This is a genomic window from Pseudomonas piscis (assembly GCF_009380155.1).
GTDB classification, from domain to species: Bacteria; Pseudomonadota; Gammaproteobacteria; order Pseudomonadales; family Pseudomonadaceae; genus Aquipseudomonas; species Aquipseudomonas piscis.
Map to the genome: position 1 here is coordinate 21,422 of NZ_WHUV01000004.1, position 23,056 is coordinate 44,477.

Here is a 23,056-nt window from a genome sequence, read left to right on the forward strand (position 1 = left end):
GGGGCGAGTCGAACGCAGCGGTTCACTGGCGGGCCAGCCGCGCCATGCCTTCAGGGGTTCTGCAGGAACACCACGTAGCCTTTGAACCAGGGGCTGTCGCGCAGCGCCTGCGGTTCCTCCCAGGCGCCACCCTGGATCAGCCCGACCTTGTAGGGCAGGCCCATGCGGTCCAGGCGCGGCAGGTAGGCGCCATAGTTGGCGATGCTGTGGCGGCCCTGGTAGGTCTGCACCACCACTTCGTCCACCACGCCCTTGAGCTGGCCGATGGCTTGCGGGTCGGCGTTGCTGCCCCAGTCCATCAGGCCGGTGATGCTCAGGCGGTACTGCGCCGGCAGGCGCTGGCGCAGGTCCCGCAGGAACTGGCCGTAGCGCTCCAGGTCACGGGTGCCGCTGTCGAAGTCGATCTGGATACCCACCACCCGGGTGCCGCTGTTCTGCCAGCGCTGCACCTGGCCCAGCAACTGCTGGTAGACCTTCTCTGGCCAGGCCAGGGTGTGGGCGCGATACACCACCCACACCTGTTCCTGGCGCAGTTGCGACACCGGCAGGCCCTGGGCGATGAGCTCGACACCCCGTGCCGGCTGGCGCCGTGAACGGCTGACCTGGCCCTGGAGGATGTACAGGGTCCTGGCCTGGGCCAGCACCGGTTGGGTCTTGACGCCGCTCCACAGCCAGAAGGCATCGTGGTCGGCGGCGTCCACCGCTGCGGCCGCCGGATTCGTCCAGCACAGCCACAGCAGCAACAGGCAGCAGCCCAGGTATTTTCTCACCAGTAGTAACGCAGCGACTGGGCCCACTGGGTGTCCCCCAGCTTGGTCTTCAACTGGCGGAACCAGGCCTTGCGTACCTCTGGCTCGACACCCTTGCCGCCACAGCGGTTGTTGCCCGAGGAGGCGTAGCAGTAGATCCCCCGGTACAGGGCGAAGGCCCGCTCATCGCGGCTGGCCTTGGGGTTGTCGATCACCTTGCGGTAGCTGTCGAGCCGCGAGTAGGTGCTGCCCGGGAACTGGTCCGGGGTGCCGCCCAGGCGCTCGGCCTCGGGCTTGGTATCCAGGGGCATCTGGTCGAAGTTGTTCAGCCGTATGAACTCCGCCAGGCACAACAGGCTAGCGGGGGACTTGGGGTCTTTCTGCAAGCTCGCCGCAGTCTCGGCAATGCCCGGGCATGTGTAGTTGGCGCTCTCGCCCGCCTCACCCTGGCCATTCCAGTCGAACACCTGCAGCGAAGGGCCGTCGGCGTAGATGTAGCCCAGGTAGTTGCCGATGTTGTCGTTGGATAGGACGCCCTTGCCCTGGCTCGTATCCAGGCCCTGGTTGACGCTGTGCAAGTCTTCGGTGAAGGCGGCGTACCGGCCACGGGTCAGGTTCTTGTACAGCAGGACGAAGTACGCGGTGTTGCGTTCCTCGAGCGAATCGGCCTGGCGAGCTTGCTGGCGCAGTAGCTCGGGCGAGGCCACATGGCGCAGGAGGATGGCGCGCACCTGGGCGGACTCGATCGGCGAGTCGGCGGCGAACACCTTGGCCAGTTCGCCGCTGCGTTCGTAGGTGTAGGCCAGGGCCAGTTCCAGTTGTTCGCGTTGCAACGGTTGCTTGGCCAGGGGCAGCAGTTGCAGCCACAGCTGCGTTGCGCCCTTCCAGTCTTGCTGGGCCTGCATGGCCAGGCCGCGCAGGGTCTGCTGGCTGAAGGCCAGGTAGTCCAGTTGGGCTGGAATCTGCGTCGGCAATTGCTTGAGCGCTGTTGCTGGCTGCTGCTCGACAAACAGGGTGAAGGCCGCTTGCAGATAGTCGTACAAGGCCGGTTGCTCGCTGAACAGGGCCTTGTGTTGCGTTAAGGCTTCGCGGGTCAGCCTGGACGATGGATCTTTGCGCATGTCCATCAGGTCCCGGACCGCCAGCAGCAGTGGGACCCGGATATCGGCGTCGGGATTGTCCAGCAGCTTGTAGTCGATCTCCGCCACCAGGTCGTCCTGGCGCTTGTCGTCGGAGTTGTCCGATCTCCGGGTCAGTTGCTGGCCGTAGTCATCGGCCAGGGCCCGGGTATCGCCTTGCAGCCAGTGCACACGGCGGATCAGCCCCTGGGCGGACACGGCATAGAGCCCCTGTGGATAAGTTTTCAGGTAGGCATCGAAGCCTGCCCCGGCCTGTTGCAGCGCCGACTTATCCACAAGCTTGAGGTTGACCGTGCCCCATTCGTCCAGGGCGTTCTGCTGGGCCTGGTTGAGAGCGGTGCGCGCCAGCATGTAGGTGGCCGTCTCGGCCAGCCAGGGCAGGGCGTTGTCCTTGAGGCTGGTGAAGCCCCTGGTCGCGTCATCGAAGTGACCGTCATAGAACTGGACGCTGGCCTGCAGATAGCTGGCCAGGTCGCGAGCCGGGGCAGAAGCCAGGTTTGCCGGCAGAAGGTCGTCCAGCGGGTTGGCTTCCCAGGAACAGGCTCCCAGCAGTTTGATCCGGGCCTGGGCCAGGGCCTGGCGGTCAGCGGGACTCAGTTGCGGGTTGTCCAGTTGAGCGACGAAGGCCAGGGCGCTGGCGTCCGAGTTGCTGCGGCAGCGGCTGCCTTCGCCCTCGATGAAGTTGTCCCCGGCGGCCTTCTGGTTGTCGCGGGAGATGCCCAGGGCCTGCAGCCGGCTGTTGAGCTCGGTGGCAGCGGGAGACTGGCTTGCCTTGGCGCTGTCGCCGTCGTGCTCGTCCGCCGGGTCCAGTGGCCGCAAGCGGTATGTCGGGAAGGGCACGGGGCCGAAACCCAGGCTCAGGTCATCTTTGGTCAGCGCGCGGGGCACCAGCGCCAGGCTGCCCTGGTCGGCCATCAACAGGCGCAGGTTGACCCGGCTGTCGTTGCCTGGGCTGAGGAAGGGCAGGTTGCTGCAGCCGTCCAGTCGGTGGGAGTAGAGCTTCCAGGTCGGTGCACAGAAGTCGTCGGAGCTGGCCTGGGCCTGGCCGGCACAGAGAGTGGCCAGGAGCAATGACGAGAGGAGAGCGATGCGCATGAATTGTCCCTAATTCAGGAGGCCATCAGGACAAGCCTTCAGCTGTTGATGAGTGAGGTGGACGGCCGATGCGCGGATTATATGGCCATCCGCCCGGTTCTGCTGTGCGCCGATCGACAGCGCGGCTGCGCGCGTAGCGAAGGCGGGTGATTTATCGAAGCGCGCGCAACTGTAGGTCCCGGACAAGCCAGGTCACGCTGTTCACTTAAGCAAGGTGATCCCCTGTAGGAGCAGCCGGTAGCGCGTGTCTACTGGATAGGCGCAAGGCCCTGAAGTCCATCGCCGGCAAGCCTCGCTCCTACAAGCTCCTTGACTGATCGGCATTACGCACAAGCCCCGGGGGTTCTGGCCTACAATCAGCGCGTCATGGCTCCGGGTGGGAGCGCAGATCTATCGGCAGAGGGTGGTGATGGGCGTACCGAGTACCGAGCAAACGGCCAAGCAGCTGTATCGCCAGGCTGTCACGCATTCGCAGCCCCTGGCGCAATTGCTTCGTGAACCCTGGCTGGTGCCGCTGCTGTTGCTGGCCCTGGCCTTGCGTTTCTACGAGCTGACGGCGGCGGCGATCTGGGGCGACGAGGGATCCAGTGTTTTGTTGGCCCAGTTCCCGCTGGCGGGCATCTGGAGCCACGCCGCCTACGATGTCCATCCGCCGCTGTATTTCCTCCTGCTGCATGGCTGGATCGGCCTGTTCGGCGATTCGATCCTGTCGATCCGCCTGATGAGTGCGTTGCCTGGGGCGCTCGCGGTATTCCTCGGGACCTGGTTGATGCGCCTGGTGGCCGGCCGGCGGGCCACGCTGCTGGCCTGCCTGCTGCTGGCGCTGCTGCCTACCGCCGTGCGCTACAGCCAGGAAGTGCGCATGTATTCGCTGCTGGGGGTGTGGCTGCTGGGAGCGACCCTGGCCCTGGTCTACTGGGTGCGGGCGCCACATCGCCGCCGCTACCTGGTGATCTACGCGTTGCTGATGGCGGCCGGTTTCTATACCCACTACTTCACGGCGTTCTGCGTGGTCTCGCACTGGCTCTACCTGGCCCTGGCCCGGCCCCAGGAAGAAACGGCCCGGCACTTCCTGCGGCGCCGGAGCTGGTGGTGGGCCAACGTCGTCATCGTGCTGCTGTTCCTGCCCTGGCTGCCGGGGCTGGTGGACCTGCTGCTGCACATGGATGAATTGAAGGCCGGCGGCGATGTCGGCTGGGAGCCACCGGTCACCCTGCGTTCATTGCCTTCGATGATCTGGCAACTGCTGGCCCAGGACGATGGCGAAAGCATGCCCTGGTGGTTGTTCGTCAGCCTGCCAGCATTGCTGGCGGCGGTGCTGGCCTACCTGCTTTGCAGCGATCGCAGCCGATCCCGCCTGGCTACCTTGCTGGTGATCTACAGCGTCTTGCCTCTTTTGCTGGTGTTCGCGGTGTCGTTCATCTCCCCGGTATTCATCGAGCGCTACCTGACGGTGCCAGCCCTCGGGCTACCGTTGTGCCTGGCCCTGGCCATCGACCGGCTGGCGCAACGCTTCAAGATCCTGGCCGTGGCGCTGCTGCTAGTGGTGCTGGCGGTGTTCGGAGTGGGCCTGAAGAACAACTACACCGTGGATGCCGACGACCAGTTCAACAACATGGTCGAGTACATGAATCGCCATACCCTGCCTGGCGACCAGGTGGTGCTAGGCGATATGTTCTGGTACCTGACCTGGGGTTACTACGACCGCAGCCATATCGCTCCGCGGCTGTTCACGCCGCCTGGCGCGGCAGGCGTGTCGACCCGGCCCAACCGCTATGGCTTCGGCACCCTGATCGATGAAAACGCCGAGGTCAGCCTCGATCGCCTGGACGACCTGCCGCCGGGCAATGGACGGGTCTGGCTGGTGATGAGCCGGGTCGATCCGGACGAATTCCCAGTGATTCCAGCTCATTGGCGCAAGCTCGACCAACATGCCGGCGGCGACACCCAGGCCGTGCTCTATGAAACCTGCGACTGGGCTTGTCCGGGGCGCTGAGCAGGCGCTCTCCCGGCCTGTGGATAACGCCGGCTCGCCGCGAGTGTCCGGGATCACCGTTGGGAAGTTGTTCCGGCACCTGGCCGCACCCGGCCTAGACTTGCATCAGGGAGTCACAGTCCTGTCCCCGTGGCCGGGGCACCGAGGTGCATCATGCGTATGGCAAGAACCGTGCAACACAGTCTGGAGCAAGCCCACTGCCAGTTCGACCTGGTAACCCATCCCCATTCGGCCAGCAGCCTGGAAACGGCTCGGGTGGCGGGAGTGCCGGCGGAGCGCCTGGCCAAGTCGGTGATCCTCGACGACCAGCACGGGCGCTACCTGATGGCGGTGCTGCCGGCCAGCCGCCACCTGGACCTGGACAAGGTACGCGGCAGCGACCAGTGGCGAGTCACCCGGGAAAGCACCCTGGCGTACCTGTTCAACGACTGCGAGCGTGGCGCGGTGCCGGCCCTGGGCGAGTCCTACGGGCTGGACGTGGTCATCGACCCATTGCTGACCCGCCAGAAAGACATCTACCTGGAGGCCGGAAACCACCACAGCCTGGTGCACATGAGCATGGCCGAATACCTGCGGATGGTGCCCAATGCCGAGGTCTGCGAAGTCTGTCACTGATCAGGAGCCCTACCATGGAATCACCGACCCACAACCTGCCAGCGCTGTTCAAGCAACTGGGGCTGGCCGATGACCCGGTGAGCATCGACCGCTTCATCACCACCCATTCCCCGCTGAAACCGGAACTGCACCTGGCGGATGCGTTTTTCTGGAGCAAGAGCCAGGCGGATTTTTTACGCGATGAAATCCTCGACGATGCCGACTGGGCCGAGGTGGTGGACCAACTGGATGTGTTGTTGAGGAAGGGGCGGGGAGGAGGATGAGCTGTGGTTGTTGGGAGCGATAATTTAGACCAGAATCATGACCTGAATTGAGGTCATGAAAATGCAAAGTATCCTGGCTGACAAAGCCGTCAGCGTATCTGAGTTGAAGAAGAATCCTTCAGCGGTATTGAACGGCGCTCAAGGTGGCCCGGTGGCTGTGTTGAACCACAACCGGGTCATGGGCTACATGATTCCTGCCGAAGTTTTCGAAGCGTTGATGGAGCGTTTGGACGATCTGGAACTGGCCGAGATCGTTCGGGCGCGCAGTCAGGAGACTCCCGTCCCGGTCAGTCTGGATGACTTATAAACTCGAGTTCCTGCCTTCGGCGCTCAAGGAGTGGAACAAGCTGGGCCATACGCTTCGCGAGCAATTCAAGAAGAAGCTTGCGCAACGGCTGCAAATGCCCCAAGTCCCAGCAGATGCCCTGTACGGTTTACCCGACTGCTACAAGATCAAGCTCAAGGCCTCGGGTTATCGGCTGGTCTATAAGGTTATCGAGCAGCGCGTTGTGGTGGCTGTTGTCGCAGTTGGTAAGCGCGAGCGCGGGGCTGTTTACGAACAAGCCAGGAAGCGTTGACGCACATTCGGAACGTGACCCGGATATTTGTTACAAAACTTGACTGAAAATATTCGTTGATGTCATATTGATAGTTAGCAAACTATCAGTATGCGAACAGTCTTGTGCCCAATTCCCTTGAATCTCTTCACATGAACATCAGCAGTGGCATGGTGGTCGCGGCGCGGCATTGGCGTCGGATCTGCCAGAACACCCTGATCAACTTCGGGGTCTCCGAAGCCTGCGCAGTGCCCCTGTTGATGATCGGGCGGCTGGGCGAGGGCGTGCGCCAGGTCGCCGTGGCCCAGGCTGCAGGCATGGAAAGCCCGTCCCTGGTGCGCCTGCTGGACCAGCTATGCACCGCCGGTTATGTCTGCCGCAGCGAAGACCCCCATGACCGCCGGGCCAAGTGCCTGAGCCTGACCGACAGCGGTCGCGAGTTGGTGCAGGCGGTGGAGGGCGAACTGGTGCGCCTGCGTCACGAAGTCCTGGCGGGCATCAGTGCCCAGGACCTGGAAGCGGCCTTGCGGGTGATCCAGGCCTTCGAGTCCGCCAACCACTCGCCGGTGCAGCCATCTTGAAAGGATTTTTTACCGGTGTGCCTCCCGCGCGGGACTGGTTCTACGGCGTGCGCACCTTCGCCGCATCGATGATCGCCCTGTACATCGCCATGCTGATGCAGATGCCCCGTCCGTATTGGGCCATGGCCACGGTGTACATCGTCTCCAGCCCGTTCGTCGGCCCTACCAGTTCCAAGGCGCTGTACCGCGCTATCGGCACCTTCCTCGGGGCCTCGGCCGCGGTGCTGCTGGTGCCGATGTTCGTGCAGAGCCCCTACCTGCTGGTGGTGATCATCGCCTTGTGGACCGGCATCCTGCTGTTCCTGTCCATGCACCTGCGCACGGCCAACAACTACGCGCTGATGCTGGCCGGCTACACCTTGCCGATGATCGCCCTGCCGGTGGTGGACAACCCCCTGGCCGTGTGGGACGTGGCGGAAGCGCGAACCGAGGAAATCTTCCTCGGCATCATCTGCGCGGCGGTGGTCGGCAGCATGTTCTGGCCCCGGCGCCTGGCCCCGGTGTTCGTCGGGTCGGCGGGCAAGTGGTTCGCCGATGCCGCGACCTACAGCCGGCGCTTTCTCACCCGCAATGTGCAGCCTGAGGAGGTCAGTGCCCTGCGCGCCTCGATGGTGGCGACCTTCAACACCCTGGAAATGATGATCGGCCAGTTGCCCCATGAAGGCGCGCGGCCGCAGACGGTGCGCAACACCAAGGAACTGCGTGGGCGGATGATCCACCTGCTGCCGGTGGTGGACGCCCTGGACGACGCCTTGTCTGCCCTGGAGCGCCGGGCGCCGGAGCTGGCCGAACGCTTCGCGCCCTTGCTGGCCAAGGCCGACGAGTGGCTGGAAAGTACCGCCCAGGATGCCTCGACGCAGCGCTGGCAAGCCCTGCGCGGCGAGCTCGAAGCCCTGCAGCCCGATGCCCGGGCTCTGGACGACCGGAGCCAGTTGCTGTTCTCCAATACCCTGTACCGCCTGGGCGAGTGGATCGACCTGTGGCAGGACTGCCGTAGCCTGCAGCACGCCATCCAGTGCGAAAGCCAGGACACCTGGCGCGCGGTCTACCGCCATTGGCGCCTGGGCCGGCTGACGCCCTTCCTCGATCGTGGACTGATGCTCTATTCGGCGGGCTCCACGGTGCTGGCGATCATTGTCGCCTCGGTGCTGTGGATCCTCCTGGGCTGGACCGACGGCGGCAGCGCGGTGATCCTGGCGGCGGTGGCTTGCAGTTTCTTCGCCGCCATGGATGACCCGGCGCCGCAGATCTACCGGTTCTTCTTCTGGACCGCGCTGTCGGTGCTGTTCGCCAGCCTCTACCTGTTCCTGATCCTGCCCAACCTGCACGATTTCGCCATGCTGGTGCTGGTGTTCGCCGTGCCCTTCATCTGCGTCGGCACCCTGACCGTGCAGCCCAGGTTCTACCTGGGCATGCTCCTGACCATCGTCAACACTGCGTCCTTCATCAGTATCCAGGGCGCCTACGACGCCGATTTCCTGAACTTTTCCAACTCCAACCTGGCAGGCCCCATCGGCTTGCTGTTCGCCTTCATCTGGACCCTGGTCGCCCGGCCGTTCGGTTCGGAACTGGCGGCCAAGCGCCTGACCCGCTTCAGCTGGCGCGACATCGTCAGCCTCTCGGAGCCTGCGACCCTTGCCGAGCACCGGCACATGGGCGCGCAAATGCTCGACCGGCTGATGCAGCACCTGCCGCGCCTGGCCATGACTGGCCAGGACACCGGCGTCGCCCTGCGCGAGCTGCGGGTGGCGCTCAACGTGCTGGATCTGCTGGCCTATGCGCCCCGGGTCCAGGGCGTGGCCCAGGGCCTGTTGCGCCAGGTGGTGGCCGAGGTGGGCGAGTACTTCAAGGCCTGTCTCAAGGCCGGTGAGCGCCTCGAGGCGCCGAGCCCATTGCTGATGACCCTGGATCGCACCCGCCGGGCCCTGGACAGCCAACGCCTGCAAGGCGACGACGAAACCCGCCGGCACCTGCTGCACGCCCTCAGCGGCCTGCGCCTGGCGCTGTTGCCGGGCGTCGAGTTCGTGGCCTCGGGCGAACATGAAGCACCCCTTCCCCCTGGCATCGATGGAGCGCCCCTATGATCGGTGATCTGGATATCAGCGGGGTGTTCCTGCCCACGCTGCTGGTGCTGATGGGCATCACCTATGGTGTGTACCTGCTGGTGCATGGCTTGCTGACACGCCTGCATTTCTATCGCCTGGTCTGGCACCGGGCACTGTTCAACGTGGGTCTCTACGCCTTGTTGCTAGGCGTCGTCGACTCTCTCAGCCGATACCTGATGACATGAAAAAACCTTTATTGACCATCGGTCGTGTGGTCCTGACGTTATTGGTGGTGACCTTCGCGGTCGTGGTGGTCTGGCGCATGGTGATGTACTACATGTTCGCGCCCTGGACCCGGGACGGGCATATCCGTGCCGATATCGTGCAGATCGCTCCGGATGTCTCCGGGCTGATCCAGCAGGTAGAGGTCAAGGACAACCAGTTGGTCAAGCGTGGCCAGGTGCTGTTCAGCATCGACCAGGACCGCTTCCACCTGGCCCTGCGCCAGGCCCGGGCGAACCTGGCCGACCGCCAGGAAACCCTGGCCCAGGCCCAGCGCGAGGCCAAGCGCAACCGCGGCCTGGGCAACCTGGTGCCGCGCGAGCAACTGGAAGAGAGCCAATCCCGCGAGGCCCGGGCCCAATCGGCCCTGGCCGAGGCCCAGGTGGCGGTGGACAGCGCCCAGCTCAACCTCGACCGCTCGGTGGTGCGCAGCCCGGTGGATGGCTACGTCAACGACCGCGCGCCACGGCCCCAGGAATTCGTCACTGCCGGGCGCCCGGTGCTGTCGGTGGTGGACAGCAATTCCTTCCATATCGACGGCTACTTCGAGGAAACCAAGCTCGACGGCATCCATATCGGCCAGGCCGTGGATATCCGCGTGGTGGGCGACCGTGCGCGCCTGCGCGGGCATGTGGAGAGCATCGTCGCCGGGATCGAGGACCGTGACCGCAGCAGCGGCAGCAACCTGCTGCCCAACGTCAACCCGGCTTTCAGCTGGGTGCGCCTGGCCCAGCGGATCCCGGTGCGTATCGCCTTCGACGATGTGCCGGCGGACTTTCGCATGATCGCCGGGCGCACTGCCACGGTGTCGATCATCGATGACCAGGCCAAGCAGGAGCCCGGGCAATGAACCACGGCGCGCGTTTGGCCCTGCTCGGGTTCGGCTTGCTGCTCTCGGCCTGCCAGGTCGGGCCGGATTACCAGTTGCCCAAGGATGCGGCGCTGCAACGCCCGGACCTGCAAGGCGAGTTGGCGGGCAAGGGCGCCAATGTGGTCTCGGCCCCGGTGCCCGGCGATTGGTGGCGCCTGTACCGCGACCCGCGCCTGGATCAGCTGGTGCAGCAGGCCCTGGCTTCCAGCACCGATTTGCGCGTAGCGGCGGCCAACCTGGCCCGTGCCCGGGCCCAGGTGGACGAAGCCCAGGCCGCCGGTGGCTGGAGCGGTGGGGTCAAGGCCGGGGTCGAGCGCTTGCAGGAGTCTGGCGAGGCCTTCCTGCTGCCGGAGAAAGTGCCGGTGGCCAACGTCGGCAACCTGTCCATCAGCACCTCCTACCAGTTCGACCTGTTCGGCACCCTGCAGCGCGGCATCGAGGCGGCCAAGGCCAATGCCGATGCGACCCAGGCCGCAGCGGACATCGCCCGCATCACCCTGGTGGCGGATGTGGTGCGGGCCTACACCCAGGTCTGCGCGGCCAACGAAGAACGGGAAATCGCCGAGCACTCCCTGGGCCTGCAAGCCCAGAGCACCGAGTTGACCCAGCGCCTGCGCGATGCCGGGCGCGGCGACGAAACCCAGGTCACCCGCTCCCAGACCCAGTTCAAGTCCTTGCGGGCCGAGTTGCCGCGCTACGAAGCGGCGCGCCAGTCGGGGCTGTTCCGCCTGTCGATGCTGCTGGCCAGGCCGGTGGACCAGTTACCGGCCGGCACCGCCAGCTGCGCCGAGCTGCCGCATATCGCTCAGCTGTTGCCGGTGGGCGATGGCGCTGCGCTGCTCAAGCGCCGTCCCGATGTACGCCAGGCCGAACGTCACCTGGCGGCGGCCACCGCGCAGATCGGCGTCGCCACCGGGGCCCTGTACCCGGACATCAGCATCGGTGCCACCGTGGGCACCGTGGGTATCCTCGATAACCTGGGCAAGGCTTCCACCAATCGCTGGGGTTTCGGCCCGGTGATCAGCTGGACGGTGCCGGCCAACGGTGCCCGTGAGCGCATCCGCGAAGCCGAGGCGACGAGCCAGGCGGCCCTGGCGCATTTTGACGGGGTGGTGCTCAACGCCATTCGCGAAACCCAGACCGGCCTGGCCCAGTACAGTGCCCAGCTGCAACGGCGCGATGCCCTGGCCGACGCCGAGCAGTCGGCACAGGTGGCGGCGGACCAGACCCACCGCTTCTTCCAGGCCGGACGGGCGTCGTTCCTCGCCGACTTGCAGGCCACTCGTACCTACACCGACATGCGCGCCCAGCTGGCGGCGGCCAACACCCAGGTAGCGATGAGCCAGATCGACTTGTTCCTGGCCCTGGGCGGCGGTTGGGAAAGCGGACGAACGCAAGCTCCGTCAGCCACGAAACCCTGAGGCCGTTGCTATGCTTTGATCAGTTGGCAAGACGCCGAGTGCCGGGCGCCTTGCCATGATCAAAGCGTGATGGCCATGGGGATTCCAATAATGAAAAACCCTTATGCTCCGGGCTTCTGGTGCGCGCTCTGCGCCCTGATACTGCTGTCTGCCACCTACTTCTACGGGGTCATGCTGGCCCACCAGATCGACAAGGCCATGGTGTTTCTCGACAGCGCCAGTGCGTTGATCGCGGTGATGGCCATTGGCGTGGTGGCGTGGTCCTCGTTCCAGGGCCAGAAAATCAAGAAGAGGCAGCTCGAGCAGAGCAAGACCCTGGTGGTCATCTGGGACACCAAGGTGGCCCTGCGCCGGGTCGAAACCGTTTTCGACCGATACTTCTGGGGTAGCTACTGGCAGCCCGGGCGGACCTTCGCCGAGGTCATGGGCGAACTCACCGGCACCCCGCTGGAAAAAAGCCTGGAGGCGCTGAAGGCGCAGTGCATGCGGCTCGACAAGCAAGCCGACGACGGCCACCACTGGCTGAGCAATGCCCGGGAGCTGTCGGATGTCGCCACGGCCATGGCCCGCGAGCGCTACCAACTGGATTTCTGCGACCCCCGTGGCGAGTCCCGAGGCAACAGCGCGGTGATCGATCGCGACTTCGAAGTGCTGGTCTACACCTGGAGCGCCCGGCTCAAGAGCTTCGACCATCAGCTCGATGCCCTCGAGCTCGAATTTTCCTAACGGCAAACTCCAAGCCACAAGCCACAAGCCACAAGCCTGGAGCCAGCGGCCCCTGTCTTTTGCTTTTGCTTTTGCTTTTGCTTGGAGCTTGCGGCTTGCGGCTTGCAGCTGCGCCACTGTTGCACTCCGCCCCACCGCCAATGCTAATCTGCGCCGGTTTCACGCGGAGTCGAGCCGCGACCCATCATGGGTTCAGGGAAGACCAGCACACTTTCAAACTATGGATATCGATCGGGTCAAACATGAATAAGTCAGCAGGCGTACTGTTAGGAATCGTCGTCGCAGTGGGTGCAATCAGTGCCGGCGGCGCCTGGTACACCGGCACCAAGCTGGAAGGGGTTCTGCAGCAGCAGATCGTGGAGAGCAACAAGGAGCTGCAGGCAGCGCTGATCGGCTACGACGCCACGGCGACCCTGGAACTGGTGTCCCTGGAGCGCGGTGTGTTCAGCAGCAACGCCCGCTATCGCTTGAAGGGCCAGGGCGAGGTGTTTCACGGTGACCTGGAACTGCTGATCGCCGACCACATCGAGCACGGCCCGCTGCCGTTCTCGCGCCTGGTTCGCTTCAAGTGGCTACCCGTCATGGCTTCCAGTCATTACGAGCTGGTGAACAATTCCCAGACCGACAAATGGTTTGCGGCCACCAAGGGCGCTGCACCGTTCAGCGGCGTGGTCAATGTCGGTTATGACTTGTCCGCCGAGGGCACCCTGGATTTCGCTCCGATGGAACTGGCCCTGGATGAGCTGAACAACCTCAAGTTCTCTGGCCTGAACGCCACCTTCAGCGTCAGCGAAAATCGCCGCAAGGCCAAGGTCGACGGCTATATGGACAGCCTGGACCTGTTCCTCAGCTCGCCGGACAAAGCCCCGCTCAAGATGGAAATCAAAGGCTTGACCCTGGCCAGCAACCTGCACAAGAGCAGCTTCGACTACTACCTGGGCCAGAACACCCTGGAGCTCAGCGGCCTGAAGGCTACTTTCGGCGACAAGCAGTCGGTACTGGCCCTGAAGAACTTCGAACAGAAGACATCCACTGAAGAAACCGGCAGCAACGTGGCCGGTCGCGCGGATTACCGTGTGGGCGAGATCGCCTTCGATGGCAAGGCCGTGGGTTCCGCCGAGATGCTCTGGAGCATGAAGGACCTGGACAGCCAGGGCATGCTGGAGCTGGTCCAGGTCTATCAGAACGTCTTGCAGCCGTACCAAAAAACTGCCGCCGAGGCCTCGGCCAAGGGCGAAGAGGCGCCTGAGCTGCAAATGAGCGAAGCCGAGGAGACCAAGGTCCGTGCGGCGGTGAACAAGGTCCTGGCCGCCAAGCCACAGATCGCCCTGGAAAGCCTGGCGCTCAAGACCGGCAATGGCGAAAGCCGCTTCAGCCTGAGCCTGGACCTGGCCAAGCCGCAGAGCCTGGAGCTGCCCACCGCAGAATTGGGCAAGCAACTGATCAGCCAGCTCGACGCCAAGCTGTCGCTGTCCAAGCCGATGGTGGCGGACCTGGCCGCATTGCAGGCCCAGGCCGAAGGCATGACCGACGCCAAGCAGATCGCCGAACAGGGCGCGGCCACCGCCGAAATGCTCAGCGCCATGGCCGTTGCCACCCAGCTGGCGAAGCTGGACGGCAACAACGTGGTCTCGGCGCTGCACTACGCCAACAACGAAGTGAACTTCAATGGCCAGAAGATGACGGTCGAGCAGTTCATCGGCTTCGTCATGAGCAAGGTAGCTGGCGCCGGCGCGCAGCAGTAAGCGACCGCCGCTCGATCGCCATTGGTGATCGGTTGCATCACCCTCGACGCCCGGTGCCGTGGATGCCACAGCCCGGGCGTCGTGCTGTCCAAGGCCCCGGTGCACGGGGCTTTGGGGACGTTTTGCCAATCTGATTCTGAATAATTATTGCGTTGCAATTTCTGAACTAACCTACGTGGAAGACTTCTCCCGGAAAGCTTCGCCGGGTCGCTTGGTCCCGGTCGCCGGGGCGTACAGGCGTGGACGCGGCACTCCGGCCAGCCATGTAAAGGTGCTGACGAAATGCAATGCACTGTTCATCCTGCTCGCCGCTTTGGCCTGCGCCCGTTGTTTCGTCTGGCACTGTGCAGCCAGCTGCTGTTGCCCGGGCTGGCGTTCGCCGACGCCGCCTATGACCAACTGATCATCCAGGCCCGGGCGGGCAGTTATGCCCCGGCCCTGAGCCACTTGCGCCAGGTACCGGCCAACCAGTTGACCAACGGGCTGGTCAGCGACCATTTGCAGATCGCCAGCTGGGCCGGACTGGATAGTGAAGTGGTGAATGTCTACGAGACCCAGGGGCGCAATCGCGTGCTGCCGGTGCAGGCCCTGACCGCCACCGCCCGGGCCTATCGCAACCTCAAGCAATGGGACAACGCCACCCGGCTCTATCGCCAGGCGCTGGAGCGCGACCCCAAGAACGCCGACCTGCAACTGGGCCTGGCGCTGACCCAGGCCGACGCTGGCCAGCCCGCTGAAGCCGTGGTCCGAGCCCGGGCGCTGGTCGCCGCCAAGCCGGAGGATCCGAATCGGCGCCTGGCCCTGGGCTACGCCCTGACCCGGGCCAACCAGCCCCAGGATGCCCTGGTGGAATACGACCAGGCCTTCGTGCGTGCCGGCGAGCGGCCCGACGTACTGCGCGAGTACATCTACGCCCTGCAACGCGCCCGCCTGCCGGAGCCGGCCGTGCGCCTGGCGCACCAGCATCCGGGGTTGATCGACCCGGTCATCCAGCGACGCATGGAAGCCGACCTGGCTGCCGAGCGGGTGCGCCTGTCTGAGCTGGCCAGCCGCAGCGAGAAAGAACGCTTCGTGGTGGCTGATCGCGCCCTGGCCGACTACGACACGCTGTTCGCCGCCTGGGGCAACGATCCCAAGGCCCAGGACGACGTGACCCGCTGGCGCATCGACCGCCTGGGGGCGCTCAAGTCCCGGGCGCGGACCGCCGAGGTGATCAGCGAGTACGAGCAACTGACCGCCGCCGGCGTGGCCATCCCTACCTACGCCCTGCGCTGGGTCGCCTCGGCCTACCTCGACCAGCGCCAGCCGGAGGTTTCCGCCGACCTGTACCGCAAGGTGCTGAGCGCGCCGGATGCCGACCGGGGCAACCGCGTCGAAGACACCACCGGCCTGTACTACTCGCTGCTGGAAAGCGAGCAACCCGAGGCGGCGCTGAAAGTGGCCACCGACCTGGCCAACAACGAACCCCAGCGCATCCAGCTGGTGGGGCAGACGGTGGGCGATCCCAACGACGATTGGCTGGACGCGCAATTGCTGGCGGCCCAGGCCGGCACCTACGGCAATAACCTGCCTGACAGCGAACAGCGTCTGGACGACCTGGCCACCAAGGCCCCGGGCGACGTCAATGTGCGCCTGGCCCAGGCCAACCTGTACCTGGCCCGGGAGTGGCCGCGCCGCTCCGAATACCTGCTCAAGGAGGTCGAAAGCGTGGCGCCGCGCGACGTCGCCCTGGAGGTTGCCCAGGGGCACACCGCCCAGGACCTGCAGGAATGGCGGCAGCTGGATGCCCTGACCGACGATGTGGTCGCGCGCTATCCGGAGAACCGCGCGGTGCAGCGCCTGGCCCGGGAGCGTGAGGTCCACGACATGGCCGAGCTGCGGGTCTCGACCTATGGCGGCAAGAGCAATGGCGGTGGCAACAACGGCGCCGGGGCGGTCTCCGGGAGCCGCGATTTCGGCATCGAGAGCCGGCTCTACAGCCCGCCCATCGATGAAGACTGGCGCGTGTTCGCTGGCGTCGGCTACGCCATGGGCGACTTCCAGGAGGGCAAGGGCAACCACCGCTGGCAACTGCTGGGCGTGGAACGGCGCACCCGCGACATGACCCTGGAGGCCGAGGTCTCCAACCACTCCTACGGCTACGGCAACAAGACCGGCGCCCGCATAGCCCTGGCCCGGGACATCGACGACCATTGGCAGTACGGCGGTAGCCTCGACTATCTCACCGCCGCGACGCCGCTGCGGGCCCTCAAGAACGACATCAGCGCCAATGGCGGCAGCGCTTTCCTGCGCTGGCGCGCCAATGAAAGCCGGGAGTGGAAACTGTCCCTGAGCCCCTCGCACTTCAGTGATGGCAACAACCGTTTCGAAGCCCTGCTCACCGGCCGCGAAGGGGTGTACCGCTCTCCCGAAGTCCAGGTCGACCTGGGCCTGGAGGTCGGTACCAGCCACAACACCCGGGACGACGCGCCGTACTTCAATCCCAAGTCCGACTTCAGCGTCTTGCCGACGGTGAACGTCAACCATGTGCTCTACCACCGCTACGAAACCTCCTGGAGCCAGCAGTTCCAGTTCGGCGTCGGCACCTACAGCCAGCGCGACTATTCCACCGGCGGTGTCGGCCTGGTCAGCTACGGCCAGCGCTATAGCTGGAACGACGTGTTCGATATCGGCGCGGTGCTGAGCGTGATCAACCGACCCTACGACGGCGAGCGGGAAACCGACTTGCGCCTGGCCGTGGACCTTACCTATCGCTTCTAGAGGACGGTGACGATGAGCCTGATCGAGCGTTGCATCCTCTTGCTGGGCGCGCTGCTGCTCAGTGCTTGTTCCCAGCCTGCCGCGGACTTCGTCGCCCCGGCGCAACGGCCGCTGCCGAACAACGAAGCGCCCTGGCCGAAGAACCACGTGCTGGGCATCGCCTACCACGATATCGAGGATCGCAACCCGGACCAGCGCGTGGTGGCGGTGCGCACCGATCGCATGCTCCAGCAACTGGCCTGGCTGCGCGAGAACGGCTACAAGCCGGTCACCGTGGACCAGATCCTGGCGGCCCGGCGAGGCGGTCCGGACTTGCCGGCCAAGGCCATCCTGCTGAGTTTCGACGACGGCTATTCGAGCTTCTATACCCGGGTCATGCCGGTGCTGCGCAGTTATCGCTGGCCGGCCCTCCTGGCCCCGGTGGGCACCTGGATCGACACCCCGGCCGACCAGCCGGTGAACTTCGCCGGCGACCTGCGGCCGCGCTCGCAATTCTTGACCTGGGCACAGATCCGCGAGATCTCCCGTTCCGGCCTGGTGGAGATCGCCGCCCACACCGACAGCAGTCACCTGGGCATCCTCGGTAACCCCCAGGGCAACATGCAGCCTGCTGCCGCGACCCGACGCTACGACCCGCGCACCGGGCGCTATGAAAGCGAGGCGGAGTTCCAGGCGCGCATGCGCAAGGATGTGAGCACCATCTCGGACAAGATCCAGGCGGCCACCGGCTATCGTCCGCGGGTCTGGGTCTGGCCCTATGGCACGGCCGATGGCTCGACGCTGCAGGTGGTCGATGGCCAGGGTTTCAAGCTGGCCCTGACCCTGGACGATGGCCTGGACAGCCTCGACAACCTGATGAGCAGCCCGCGTTTCCTGGTGGTCTCGGACCCTGACGGCATGCACTTCTCCAACAGCATCGTCGGCACCGAGACCATGGCGCCCATGCGCGTGGTGCACGTGGACCTGGACAACGTCTACGACCCGGACCCCAAGCAGCAGGAGATCAACCTCGGCAAGCTGGTGCAGCGCATGGCCGACCTGGGGGCCAATACCGTGTTTCTCCAGGCGTTCGCCGATCCCAAGGGCGACGGGCTGGTGCAGTCGCTGTACTTCCCCAATCGCCACCTGCCGATGCGTGCCGACCTGTTCGACCGGGTCGCCTGGCAACTGCGCACCCGCTCCCACGTCAAGGTCTATGCCTGGATGCCGGTGCTCAGTTTCGACCTGGATGCCAGGCTGCCCCGGGTCACGCGCTGGGATCCGCAAACCGGCCAGGTGGCGGTCGATCCGAAGCAATACCGGCGCCTGTCGCCTTTCGATCCGCAGGTCCGCCGATTGATCGGCGACCTGTACGAGGATGTGGCGCGCATGACCTCGGTGGACGGCATCCTGTTCCATGACGACGCTGTGCTCTCGGACTTCGAGGACGCCAGCCCCGAAGCCTTGCGTGCCTATGCCGCCCAGGGCTTGCCAGGCTCCATCGCCGGGCTGCGCGATGACCCCGCGGCCCTGCAACGCTGGACCCGCTTCAAGAGCCGTTACCTGATCGACTTCACCCATGAACTGGCAGCCAAGGTCCGGGCGATCCGTGGGCCCCAGGTGCAGACCGCGCGCAACCTGTTCGCCGAGCCGATCATCAATCCCCAGAGCGAAACCTGGTTCGCCCAGAACCTCGACGATTTCCTCGCCAGCTATGACTGGACTGCGCCCATGGCCATGCCGCTGATGGAAGGGCAAAGCGCACGGTACTCCGGGCCCTGGCTGGAAGCCCTGGTGGATCAGGTGCGCACACGCCCCGGTGCCTTGCAGCGCACGGTATTCGAACTCCAGGCCCGGGACTGGACCCAGAAGCCCGCCAGCGATTTACCGGCCGGGCAGATGGCTGACTGGATGGGCCGGCTCAAGCGCCAGGGTGCCATCAACTTCGGTTACTACCCGGACAACTTCCTCGAGAACTCACCGGACCTGAAGACCTTGCGGCCCGCGCTCTCCAACAAATGGAGTCCATGAATCATGATGGATCGTATCTTCGCTGTGGTGGTCCTGGCGCTGGTCATGGGCGTGCCCCTGGGCCTGATCTTCGTGGTGACTGGCGAATTCCTCATGGATTTCGTCTTCTACTACCCATTGTTCATGTCGGCCCTGTGGATCGCCGGGGGCCTGTATTTCTGGCTGCACTGGGAGCGGCACTGGCCTTGGGACGACGACACCTTGCCGCCACCGCTGGCCGGCGAGCCGCTGATCAGCATCCTCATCCCTTGCTACAACGAGGGGGATAACGTCGCCGATACCATCCAGGCGGCCCTGGCCCAGCACTATCCGAACATCGAAGTGATCGCCATCAACGATGGCTCCAAGGACAACACCGGGCAGATCCTCGACCAATTGGCCGCCCTCGACCCTCGCCTGCGGGTGCTGCACCTGGCGCAGAACCAGGGCAAGGCGGTGGCCCTGCGCATGGGCGCGGTGGCGGCCCATAGCGAATACCTGGTGTGCATCGACGGCGATGCGTTGCTGGCGCCCAACACGGCGGCCTACCTGGTGGCGCCGATGCTGGATAACCCACGCCTGGGCGCGGTGACCGGCAACCCGCGCATTCGCACCCGCTCGACCCTGGTGGGCCGGGTGCAGGTGGGCGAGTTCTCCTCGATCATCGGCCTGATCAAGCGTACCCAGCGGGTGTTCGGCAAGGTCTTCACCGTCTCCGGGGTGATCGTCGCCTTCCGCCGCACGGCGCTGCATCGGGTGGGCTACTGGAGCCCGGACATGATCACCGAGGACATCGACGTCAGCTGGAAGCTGCAGCTGGACCATTGGTATGTGTTCTTCGAGCCCCGGGCGCTGTGCTGGATCCTGATGCCCGAAACCCTGCGCGGCTTGTGGAGACAGCGGCTGCGCTGGGCCCAGGGTGGCGCCGAGGTGCTGTTCAAGAACATCCGTGGCATCTGGGAATGGCGGCATCGCTATCTGTGGACCCTGTTGTTCGACTATTGCCTGTCCACCGGCTGGGCCTTCACCTTCCTGCTGTCGGTGATCTTCTGGGCCCTGGGCAAGTTCATCGTCATGCCCGAGGCCATCGCGGTGCACAGCATCGTGCCGCCGGCCTTCACCGGCCTGGTGCTGGCGATGGTCTGCCTGGCCCAGTTCGCGGTGAGCATCCTGATCGACCGGCGCTACGAGAAGGACCTCTGGAAAACCATGTTCTGGGTGGTCTGGTATCCCCTGGCGTTCTGGTTCATCAGCCTGTTCACCACCCTGGTGAGCTTTCCCAAGGTGTTGTTCAGCGAGCACCAGAAGCGTGCTCGCTGGGTCAGCCCGGACCGTGGGATCAAGCCCATCGATGACAAAGAGGAGGCGCGCTGATGAAAATCATCCGCACCCGCCAGCGCCCCTTCCTGGTGATAGTCGATGTCTTCTTCACCCTGTTGGCCTGGGCCGCGCTCCTCTATTTGCTGGTCCGTGGGCTCTGGCCGCTGCTCTATACCCACGAAGGACCCAGGTTTGAGGCTGGTGTGCTCGATGCCCTGACCACCTTGCAGTTCTATGGGCTGGTGGCGGTAGTCAACGCGGTGCTGCTGATCTCCTGGGCCCGCTATCGCCAGCGGCGCAGTCGCAAGTACCCGCCACGCCTGCCGGCGCCGGCGGTGGACGACAAGCGCCTGAGCGAGACCTTCAAGCTCAGCGACGAGACCTTCGCCCAGATGCGCCAGCCCGGCAGCCTGATCGTGCACAACGATGCGGAGGGTGGCATCAGCCATGTCACCACCCAGTTCTACCGCATCCAGCCCGAGGACCAGCCCCATCCGCCGCTTGTGGCCGAACCGCCACCCCGGGTGATCCACCTGCGCTCGGAGGGGGATGAGGGTAAGACCTAGCGTGATGACCATGACCGAAGCACCAGCATGGCTGGTTTGAAATGAGTAACCCGGGCTTTGAGGCCCGGGTTTTTTATTACCGTTCGTCGGCAATATGAAGTGTGCAGTGAGAAATTTATAATTTCTTTTTATATAAACTAGTTGGTTTGATTTATAGGAAATTTCCGAAATTCCGTAAATTATTGACGCCATGGGTGACTGCTGACTATTTGCCTGGATATGCTCTGCAGCGCCGTTCGGCAACTTGTACGCCAGCGTTTCAAGCAACCTGGCAGTACCTGTGCCTGAAACCGAAATGCCGTTGTTGATGCAGCGCATTTTTTGCGGGCAAACCCCCTGGATCAAAGGGGTTGCCGGTGTTTTGCAGGGCTGGCGCGAATAGCGGATAACACTTAGATATATATGTTTTTTCATGTTCATGGTGACTATTTAGAGCAATCTCTCGTTCGCCATGGATCATTCTTATAGGCAGGCAAGTGTTCAGTCTAAGTTGTCGATAGTTAGTTGGCGCCTGGATAGTGGCAAATTAGCATCTCCCGCTTTGTTGACTCTTGCTGCTGTTTCGAAGGATCGAACATGTATTTTCCTACCCTCGGGATGAGGTTGTGTTGTGTGCTGTCCTGCCTGGTGTTTTTGGCCGGCTCACTGAACAGTGTTTCTGCTGCCCCGCTGAACAATCCTGGTGACCAGGACCTGATTCGCGAGCGCCAGAACCGCCTGCTGGAAGAGCAGCAACGGCGCCTCGAAGACCTCAAGGACCTGCCTGGCAAGAGCTCGTTGCCGGTGGCGCCGACGGCCCCGACCGACAGCCGCTGCTTCCCCATCGAACACATCGAGCTCAAGGGCGCCGACGCCCTGTCCGCCGCCGAGCGCGAGCGCCTGCTCAAGCCCTACATCGGCCAGTGCCTGGGCGTGGCCCAGCTCAACGAGTTGCTCAAGGTCATTACCGACCACTACATCGCCAAAGGCCTGGTCACCAGTCGTGCCTACCTGCCGCAGCAGGACCTGTCCCGCGGGCACCTGCAGGTGCTGGTGGTGGAGGGCCGCCTTGAAGGCCTGAAGGCGGCCGAAGGCAGCAAGCTCACGGCGCGCGAGCTGGACATGGCGTTTCCCGGGAGTGTCGGGCAACTGCTCGACCTGCGGCAGATCGAGCAGATGGTCGACCAGCTCAACCGCCTGCCGTCGAACCAGGCACAGATGGAACTGGCCCCCGGCCAGGCGGTGGGCGGCAGCGAGGTGCTGGTCAAGAACACCCCGCAAAAGCCCTGGCGGGTCGGTCTGTCTCGCAGCAACGACGGGCAGAAGAGCACCGGCGAGCAGCAATGGGGCAGCTCCTTGGAATGGGACAGTCCCCTGGGCCTGGCCGACCAACTGGTGCTGCGCGGCGGCCATGACGCCATCAGCGACCACCAGAAGACCTCGCGCAATGCGATGCTCTACTACAACCTGCCGCTGGGCTGGTGGAACCTGAACTACAGCTACAGCCAGAGCGAGTACCGTTCCCAGGCCCAGGGCCAGGGCTTCAACTTCAAGCAGACCGGCGACAGCCAGAACCACCAGTTGCGCGTGGAGCGGGTGATCCATCGCGACTCGGTGAGCAAGACTTCGCTCAACGCCGGCCTGACCCACCTGCGCACCAACAACTACATCGAAGACAGCAAGCTGAGCACCAGTAGCAACCGCTTGAGCGAAGTGCAGTGGGGCATCAACCATGGCCGGCGCATTGGCGGGGCCTTCGTCAACCTCGACCTGGGCCTGCAAGAGGGGGTCGGCCTGTTCGATGCCCAGCGCCAGTCCGAGCGCGGCCAGTACGGCAACCGCCAGGCCAACGCCCGCTACCGCAAGTACACCGCCACCGCCAGCTATCTGCAGCCGTTCAAGCTGTGGGACGAGTCCCTGGTGTTCAGCAGCCTGGTCACTAGCCAGCGCAGCGAAGACATCCTGTTCAGCTCCCAGCGCATGAGCCTGGGCAGCCAGTCCTCGATCCGCGGCTACAAGGACCAGAGCCTCAACGGCGACAGCGGCTACTACTGGCGCAACGACCTGCGCTGGAGCCGCCCGGTGACCTGGGACTGGCTGCGCCCGGTGTTCGCCGAGTACGGCACGGGGCTGGGGTATGACGTGGGTGCCATTCGCCACGACCGCTACAACGCCGGGCAGCACGGGCGGGTGTCCAGCGACTCCATCGAGTTGTTCGCCCGTGGCCAGCACCTCGCCGCCAGCGTGACCTTCGCCCATTCCCTCGAGCGGCCAGATGCCCTGAGTGACCGCGAAGCCCCGATCTATTTCCGCCTGGATCTTTTTCTCTAATTTCGCTCTTTACCCGAGATACCCGA

19 protein-coding genes are annotated in these 23,056 nt (G+C 64.4%); 17 read left to right on the top strand and 2 right to left on the bottom strand.

All coding sequences use genetic code 11. The annotated features are described in order from the left end of the window. Positions 1-50: 50 nt before the first annotated feature. Positions 51-797, bottom strand: coding sequence for a DUF3142 domain-containing protein (locus tag GDH07_RS22000; RefSeq protein ID WP_343038312.1), 747 nt, complete (start codon positions 795-797; stop codon positions 51-53). After that, entirely contained in the window at positions 767-2,983 is a 2,217-nt protein-coding gene (locus GDH07_RS22005; RefSeq protein ID WP_152898926.1) for a PA5441 family protein, read from the bottom strand. The genes GDH07_RS22000 and GDH07_RS22005 overlap by 31 nt, the downstream gene beginning before the upstream one ends. Before the next feature lie 409 nt (positions 2,984-3,392). Between GDH07_RS22005 and GDH07_RS22010 the strand changes: the two genes are divergently transcribed. The 17 genes from GDH07_RS22010 (at position 3,393) to GDH07_RS22090 (ending at position 23,030) form a co-directional block, all read left to right on the top strand. Further along, positions 3,393-4,979, top strand: a complete 1,587-nt coding sequence (locus tag GDH07_RS22010; protein ID WP_152898927.1) for a glycosyltransferase family 39 protein — start codon at positions 3,393-3,395, stop codon at positions 4,977-4,979. Positions 4,980-5,132: 153 nt separating this feature from the next. Continuing rightward, positions 5,133-5,594, top strand: coding sequence for an aminoacyl-tRNA deacylase (locus tag GDH07_RS22015; protein WP_031321297.1), 462 nt, complete (start codon positions 5,133-5,135; stop codon positions 5,592-5,594). A 14-nt stretch (positions 5,595-5,608) separates the two neighbouring features. Further along, the gene (locus GDH07_RS22020) at positions 5,609-5,857 is read left to right on the top strand and encodes a DUF2789 domain-containing protein (RefSeq protein WP_152898928.1); all 249 of its coding nucleotides are present in this window, start codon (positions 5,609-5,611) and stop codon (positions 5,855-5,857) included. Between the two features lie 61 nt (positions 5,858-5,918). After that, on the top strand, positions 5,919-6,164 hold the full coding sequence (locus tag GDH07_RS22025; RefSeq protein ID WP_085598199.1) for a type II toxin-antitoxin system prevent-host-death family antitoxin: 246 nt from the start codon (positions 5,919-5,921) through the stop codon (positions 6,162-6,164). Further along, complete coding sequence (locus GDH07_RS22030; protein ID WP_124345436.1) at positions 6,154-6,435, top strand: type II toxin-antitoxin system RelE family toxin; 282 nt, start codon at positions 6,154-6,156, stop codon at positions 6,433-6,435. Before GDH07_RS22025 ends, GDH07_RS22030 begins: the two co-directional genes overlap by 11 nt. Before the next feature lie 131 nt (positions 6,436-6,566). Beyond that, complete coding sequence (locus tag GDH07_RS22035) at positions 6,567-6,995, top strand: MarR family winged helix-turn-helix transcriptional regulator (RefSeq protein WP_022643265.1); 429 nt, start codon at positions 6,567-6,569, stop codon at positions 6,993-6,995. Beyond that, positions 6,992-9,079 carry an FUSC family protein gene (locus GDH07_RS22040; RefSeq protein ID WP_152898929.1) on the top strand — a complete coding sequence of 696 codons (2,088 nt, stop codon included), beginning with the start codon at positions 6,992-6,994 and terminating at the stop codon, positions 9,077-9,079. The genes GDH07_RS22035 and GDH07_RS22040 overlap by 4 nt, the downstream gene beginning before the upstream one ends. Next, positions 9,076-9,285: a DUF1656 domain-containing protein gene (locus GDH07_RS22045; protein WP_022643266.1), complete on the top strand. Its 210-nt coding sequence runs from the start codon at positions 9,076-9,078 to the stop codon at positions 9,283-9,285. The genes GDH07_RS22040 and GDH07_RS22045 overlap by 4 nt, the downstream gene beginning before the upstream one ends. Continuing rightward, positions 9,282-10,172 carry an efflux RND transporter periplasmic adaptor subunit gene (locus tag GDH07_RS22050; protein ID WP_068576241.1) on the top strand — a complete coding sequence of 297 codons (891 nt, stop codon included), beginning with the start codon at positions 9,282-9,284 and terminating at the stop codon, positions 10,170-10,172. The genes GDH07_RS22045 and GDH07_RS22050 overlap by 4 nt, the downstream gene beginning before the upstream one ends. Beyond that, on the top strand, positions 10,169-11,614 hold the full coding sequence (locus GDH07_RS22055) for an efflux transporter outer membrane subunit (protein WP_152898930.1): 1,446 nt from the start codon (positions 10,169-10,171) through the stop codon (positions 11,612-11,614). The genes GDH07_RS22050 and GDH07_RS22055 overlap by 4 nt, the downstream gene beginning before the upstream one ends. A 90-nt stretch (positions 11,615-11,704) precedes the next feature. Then, complete coding sequence (locus GDH07_RS22060; protein WP_152898931.1) at positions 11,705-12,340, top strand: NADH:ubiquinone oxidoreductase subunit N; 636 nt, start codon at positions 11,705-11,707, stop codon at positions 12,338-12,340. 242 nt (positions 12,341-12,582) lie between these two features. Continuing rightward, complete coding sequence (locus tag GDH07_RS22065) at positions 12,583-14,085, top strand: YdgA family protein (RefSeq protein ID WP_152898932.1); 1,503 nt, start codon at positions 12,583-12,585, stop codon at positions 14,083-14,085. 282 nt (positions 14,086-14,367) lie between these two features. Continuing rightward, positions 14,368-16,845 (top strand): poly-beta-1,6 N-acetyl-D-glucosamine export porin PgaA, encoded by a 2,478-nt coding sequence (pgaA, locus tag GDH07_RS22070; protein WP_152898933.1) that lies wholly within the window; start codon positions 14,368-14,370, stop codon positions 16,843-16,845. 12 nt (positions 16,846-16,857) lie between these two features. Beyond that, a complete protein-coding gene (pgaB, locus tag GDH07_RS22075; protein ID WP_152898934.1) occupies positions 16,858-18,855 on the top strand; it encodes a poly-beta-1,6-N-acetyl-D-glucosamine N-deacetylase PgaB in 1,998 nt (665 codons plus the stop codon). A gap of 3 nt (positions 18,856-18,858) precedes the next feature. After that, positions 18,859-20,208 carry a poly-beta-1,6-N-acetyl-D-glucosamine synthase gene (pgaC, locus tag GDH07_RS22080; RefSeq protein WP_152898935.1) on the top strand — a complete coding sequence of 450 codons (1,350 nt, stop codon included), beginning with the start codon at positions 18,859-18,861 and terminating at the stop codon, positions 20,206-20,208. Beyond that, positions 20,208-20,720 (top strand): poly-beta-1,6-N-acetyl-D-glucosamine biosynthesis protein PgaD, encoded by a 513-nt coding sequence (gene pgaD, locus GDH07_RS22085; protein ID WP_152898936.1) that lies wholly within the window; start codon positions 20,208-20,210, stop codon positions 20,718-20,720. The genes pgaC and pgaD overlap by 1 nt, the downstream gene beginning before the upstream one ends. A 576-nt stretch (positions 20,721-21,296) precedes the next feature. Further along, positions 21,297-23,030 (top strand): ShlB/FhaC/HecB family hemolysin secretion/activation protein, encoded by a 1,734-nt coding sequence (locus GDH07_RS22090; RefSeq protein WP_152898937.1) that lies wholly within the window; start codon positions 21,297-21,299, stop codon positions 23,028-23,030. The last annotated feature ends 26 nt before the right edge of the window (positions 23,031-23,056 follow it).

Bases quoted from the DNA above. Each gene is read 5' to 3' on its own strand.
- GDH07_RS22005 (WP_152898926.1), bottom strand. From the start codon at position 2,983: ATGCGCATCGCTCTCCTCTCGTCATTGCTCCTGGCCACTCTCTGTGCC.
- GDH07_RS22010 (WP_152898927.1), top strand. From the start codon at position 3,393: ATGGGCGTACCGAGTACCGAGCAAACGGCCAAGCAGCTGTATCGCCAG.
- GDH07_RS22015 (WP_031321297.1), top strand. From the start codon at position 5,133: ATGCGTATGGCAAGAACCGTGCAACACAGTCTGGAGCAAGCCCACTGC.
- GDH07_RS22020 (WP_152898928.1), top strand. From the start codon at position 5,609: ATGGAATCACCGACCCACAACCTGCCAGCGCTGTTCAAGCAACTGGGG.
- GDH07_RS22025 (WP_085598199.1), top strand. From the start codon at position 5,919: ATGCAAAGTATCCTGGCTGACAAAGCCGTCAGCGTATCTGAGTTGAAG.
- GDH07_RS22030 (WP_124345436.1), top strand. From the start codon at position 6,154: ATGACTTATAAACTCGAGTTCCTGCCTTCGGCGCTCAAGGAGTGGAAC.
- GDH07_RS22035 (WP_022643265.1), top strand. From the start codon at position 6,567: ATGAACATCAGCAGTGGCATGGTGGTCGCGGCGCGGCATTGGCGTCGG.
- GDH07_RS22045 (WP_022643266.1), top strand. From the start codon at position 9,076: ATGATCGGTGATCTGGATATCAGCGGGGTGTTCCTGCCCACGCTGCTG.
- GDH07_RS22050 (WP_068576241.1), top strand. From the start codon at position 9,282: ATGAAAAAACCTTTATTGACCATCGGTCGTGTGGTCCTGACGTTATTG.
- GDH07_RS22055 (WP_152898930.1), top strand. From the start codon at position 10,169: ATGAACCACGGCGCGCGTTTGGCCCTGCTCGGGTTCGGCTTGCTGCTC.
- GDH07_RS22060 (WP_152898931.1), top strand. From the start codon at position 11,705: ATGAAAAACCCTTATGCTCCGGGCTTCTGGTGCGCGCTCTGCGCCCTG.
- GDH07_RS22065 (WP_152898932.1), top strand. From the start codon at position 12,583: ATGAATAAGTCAGCAGGCGTACTGTTAGGAATCGTCGTCGCAGTGGGT.
- pgaA (WP_152898933.1), top strand. From the start codon at position 14,368: ATGCAATGCACTGTTCATCCTGCTCGCCGCTTTGGCCTGCGCCCGTTG.
- pgaB (WP_152898934.1), top strand. From the start codon at position 16,858: ATGAGCCTGATCGAGCGTTGCATCCTCTTGCTGGGCGCGCTGCTGCTC.
- pgaC (WP_152898935.1), top strand. From the start codon at position 18,859: ATGATGGATCGTATCTTCGCTGTGGTGGTCCTGGCGCTGGTCATGGGC.
- pgaD (WP_152898936.1), top strand. From the start codon at position 20,208: ATGAAAATCATCCGCACCCGCCAGCGCCCCTTCCTGGTGATAGTCGAT.
- GDH07_RS22090 (WP_152898937.1), top strand. From the start codon at position 21,297: ATGTATTTTCCTACCCTCGGGATGAGGTTGTGTTGTGTGCTGTCCTGC.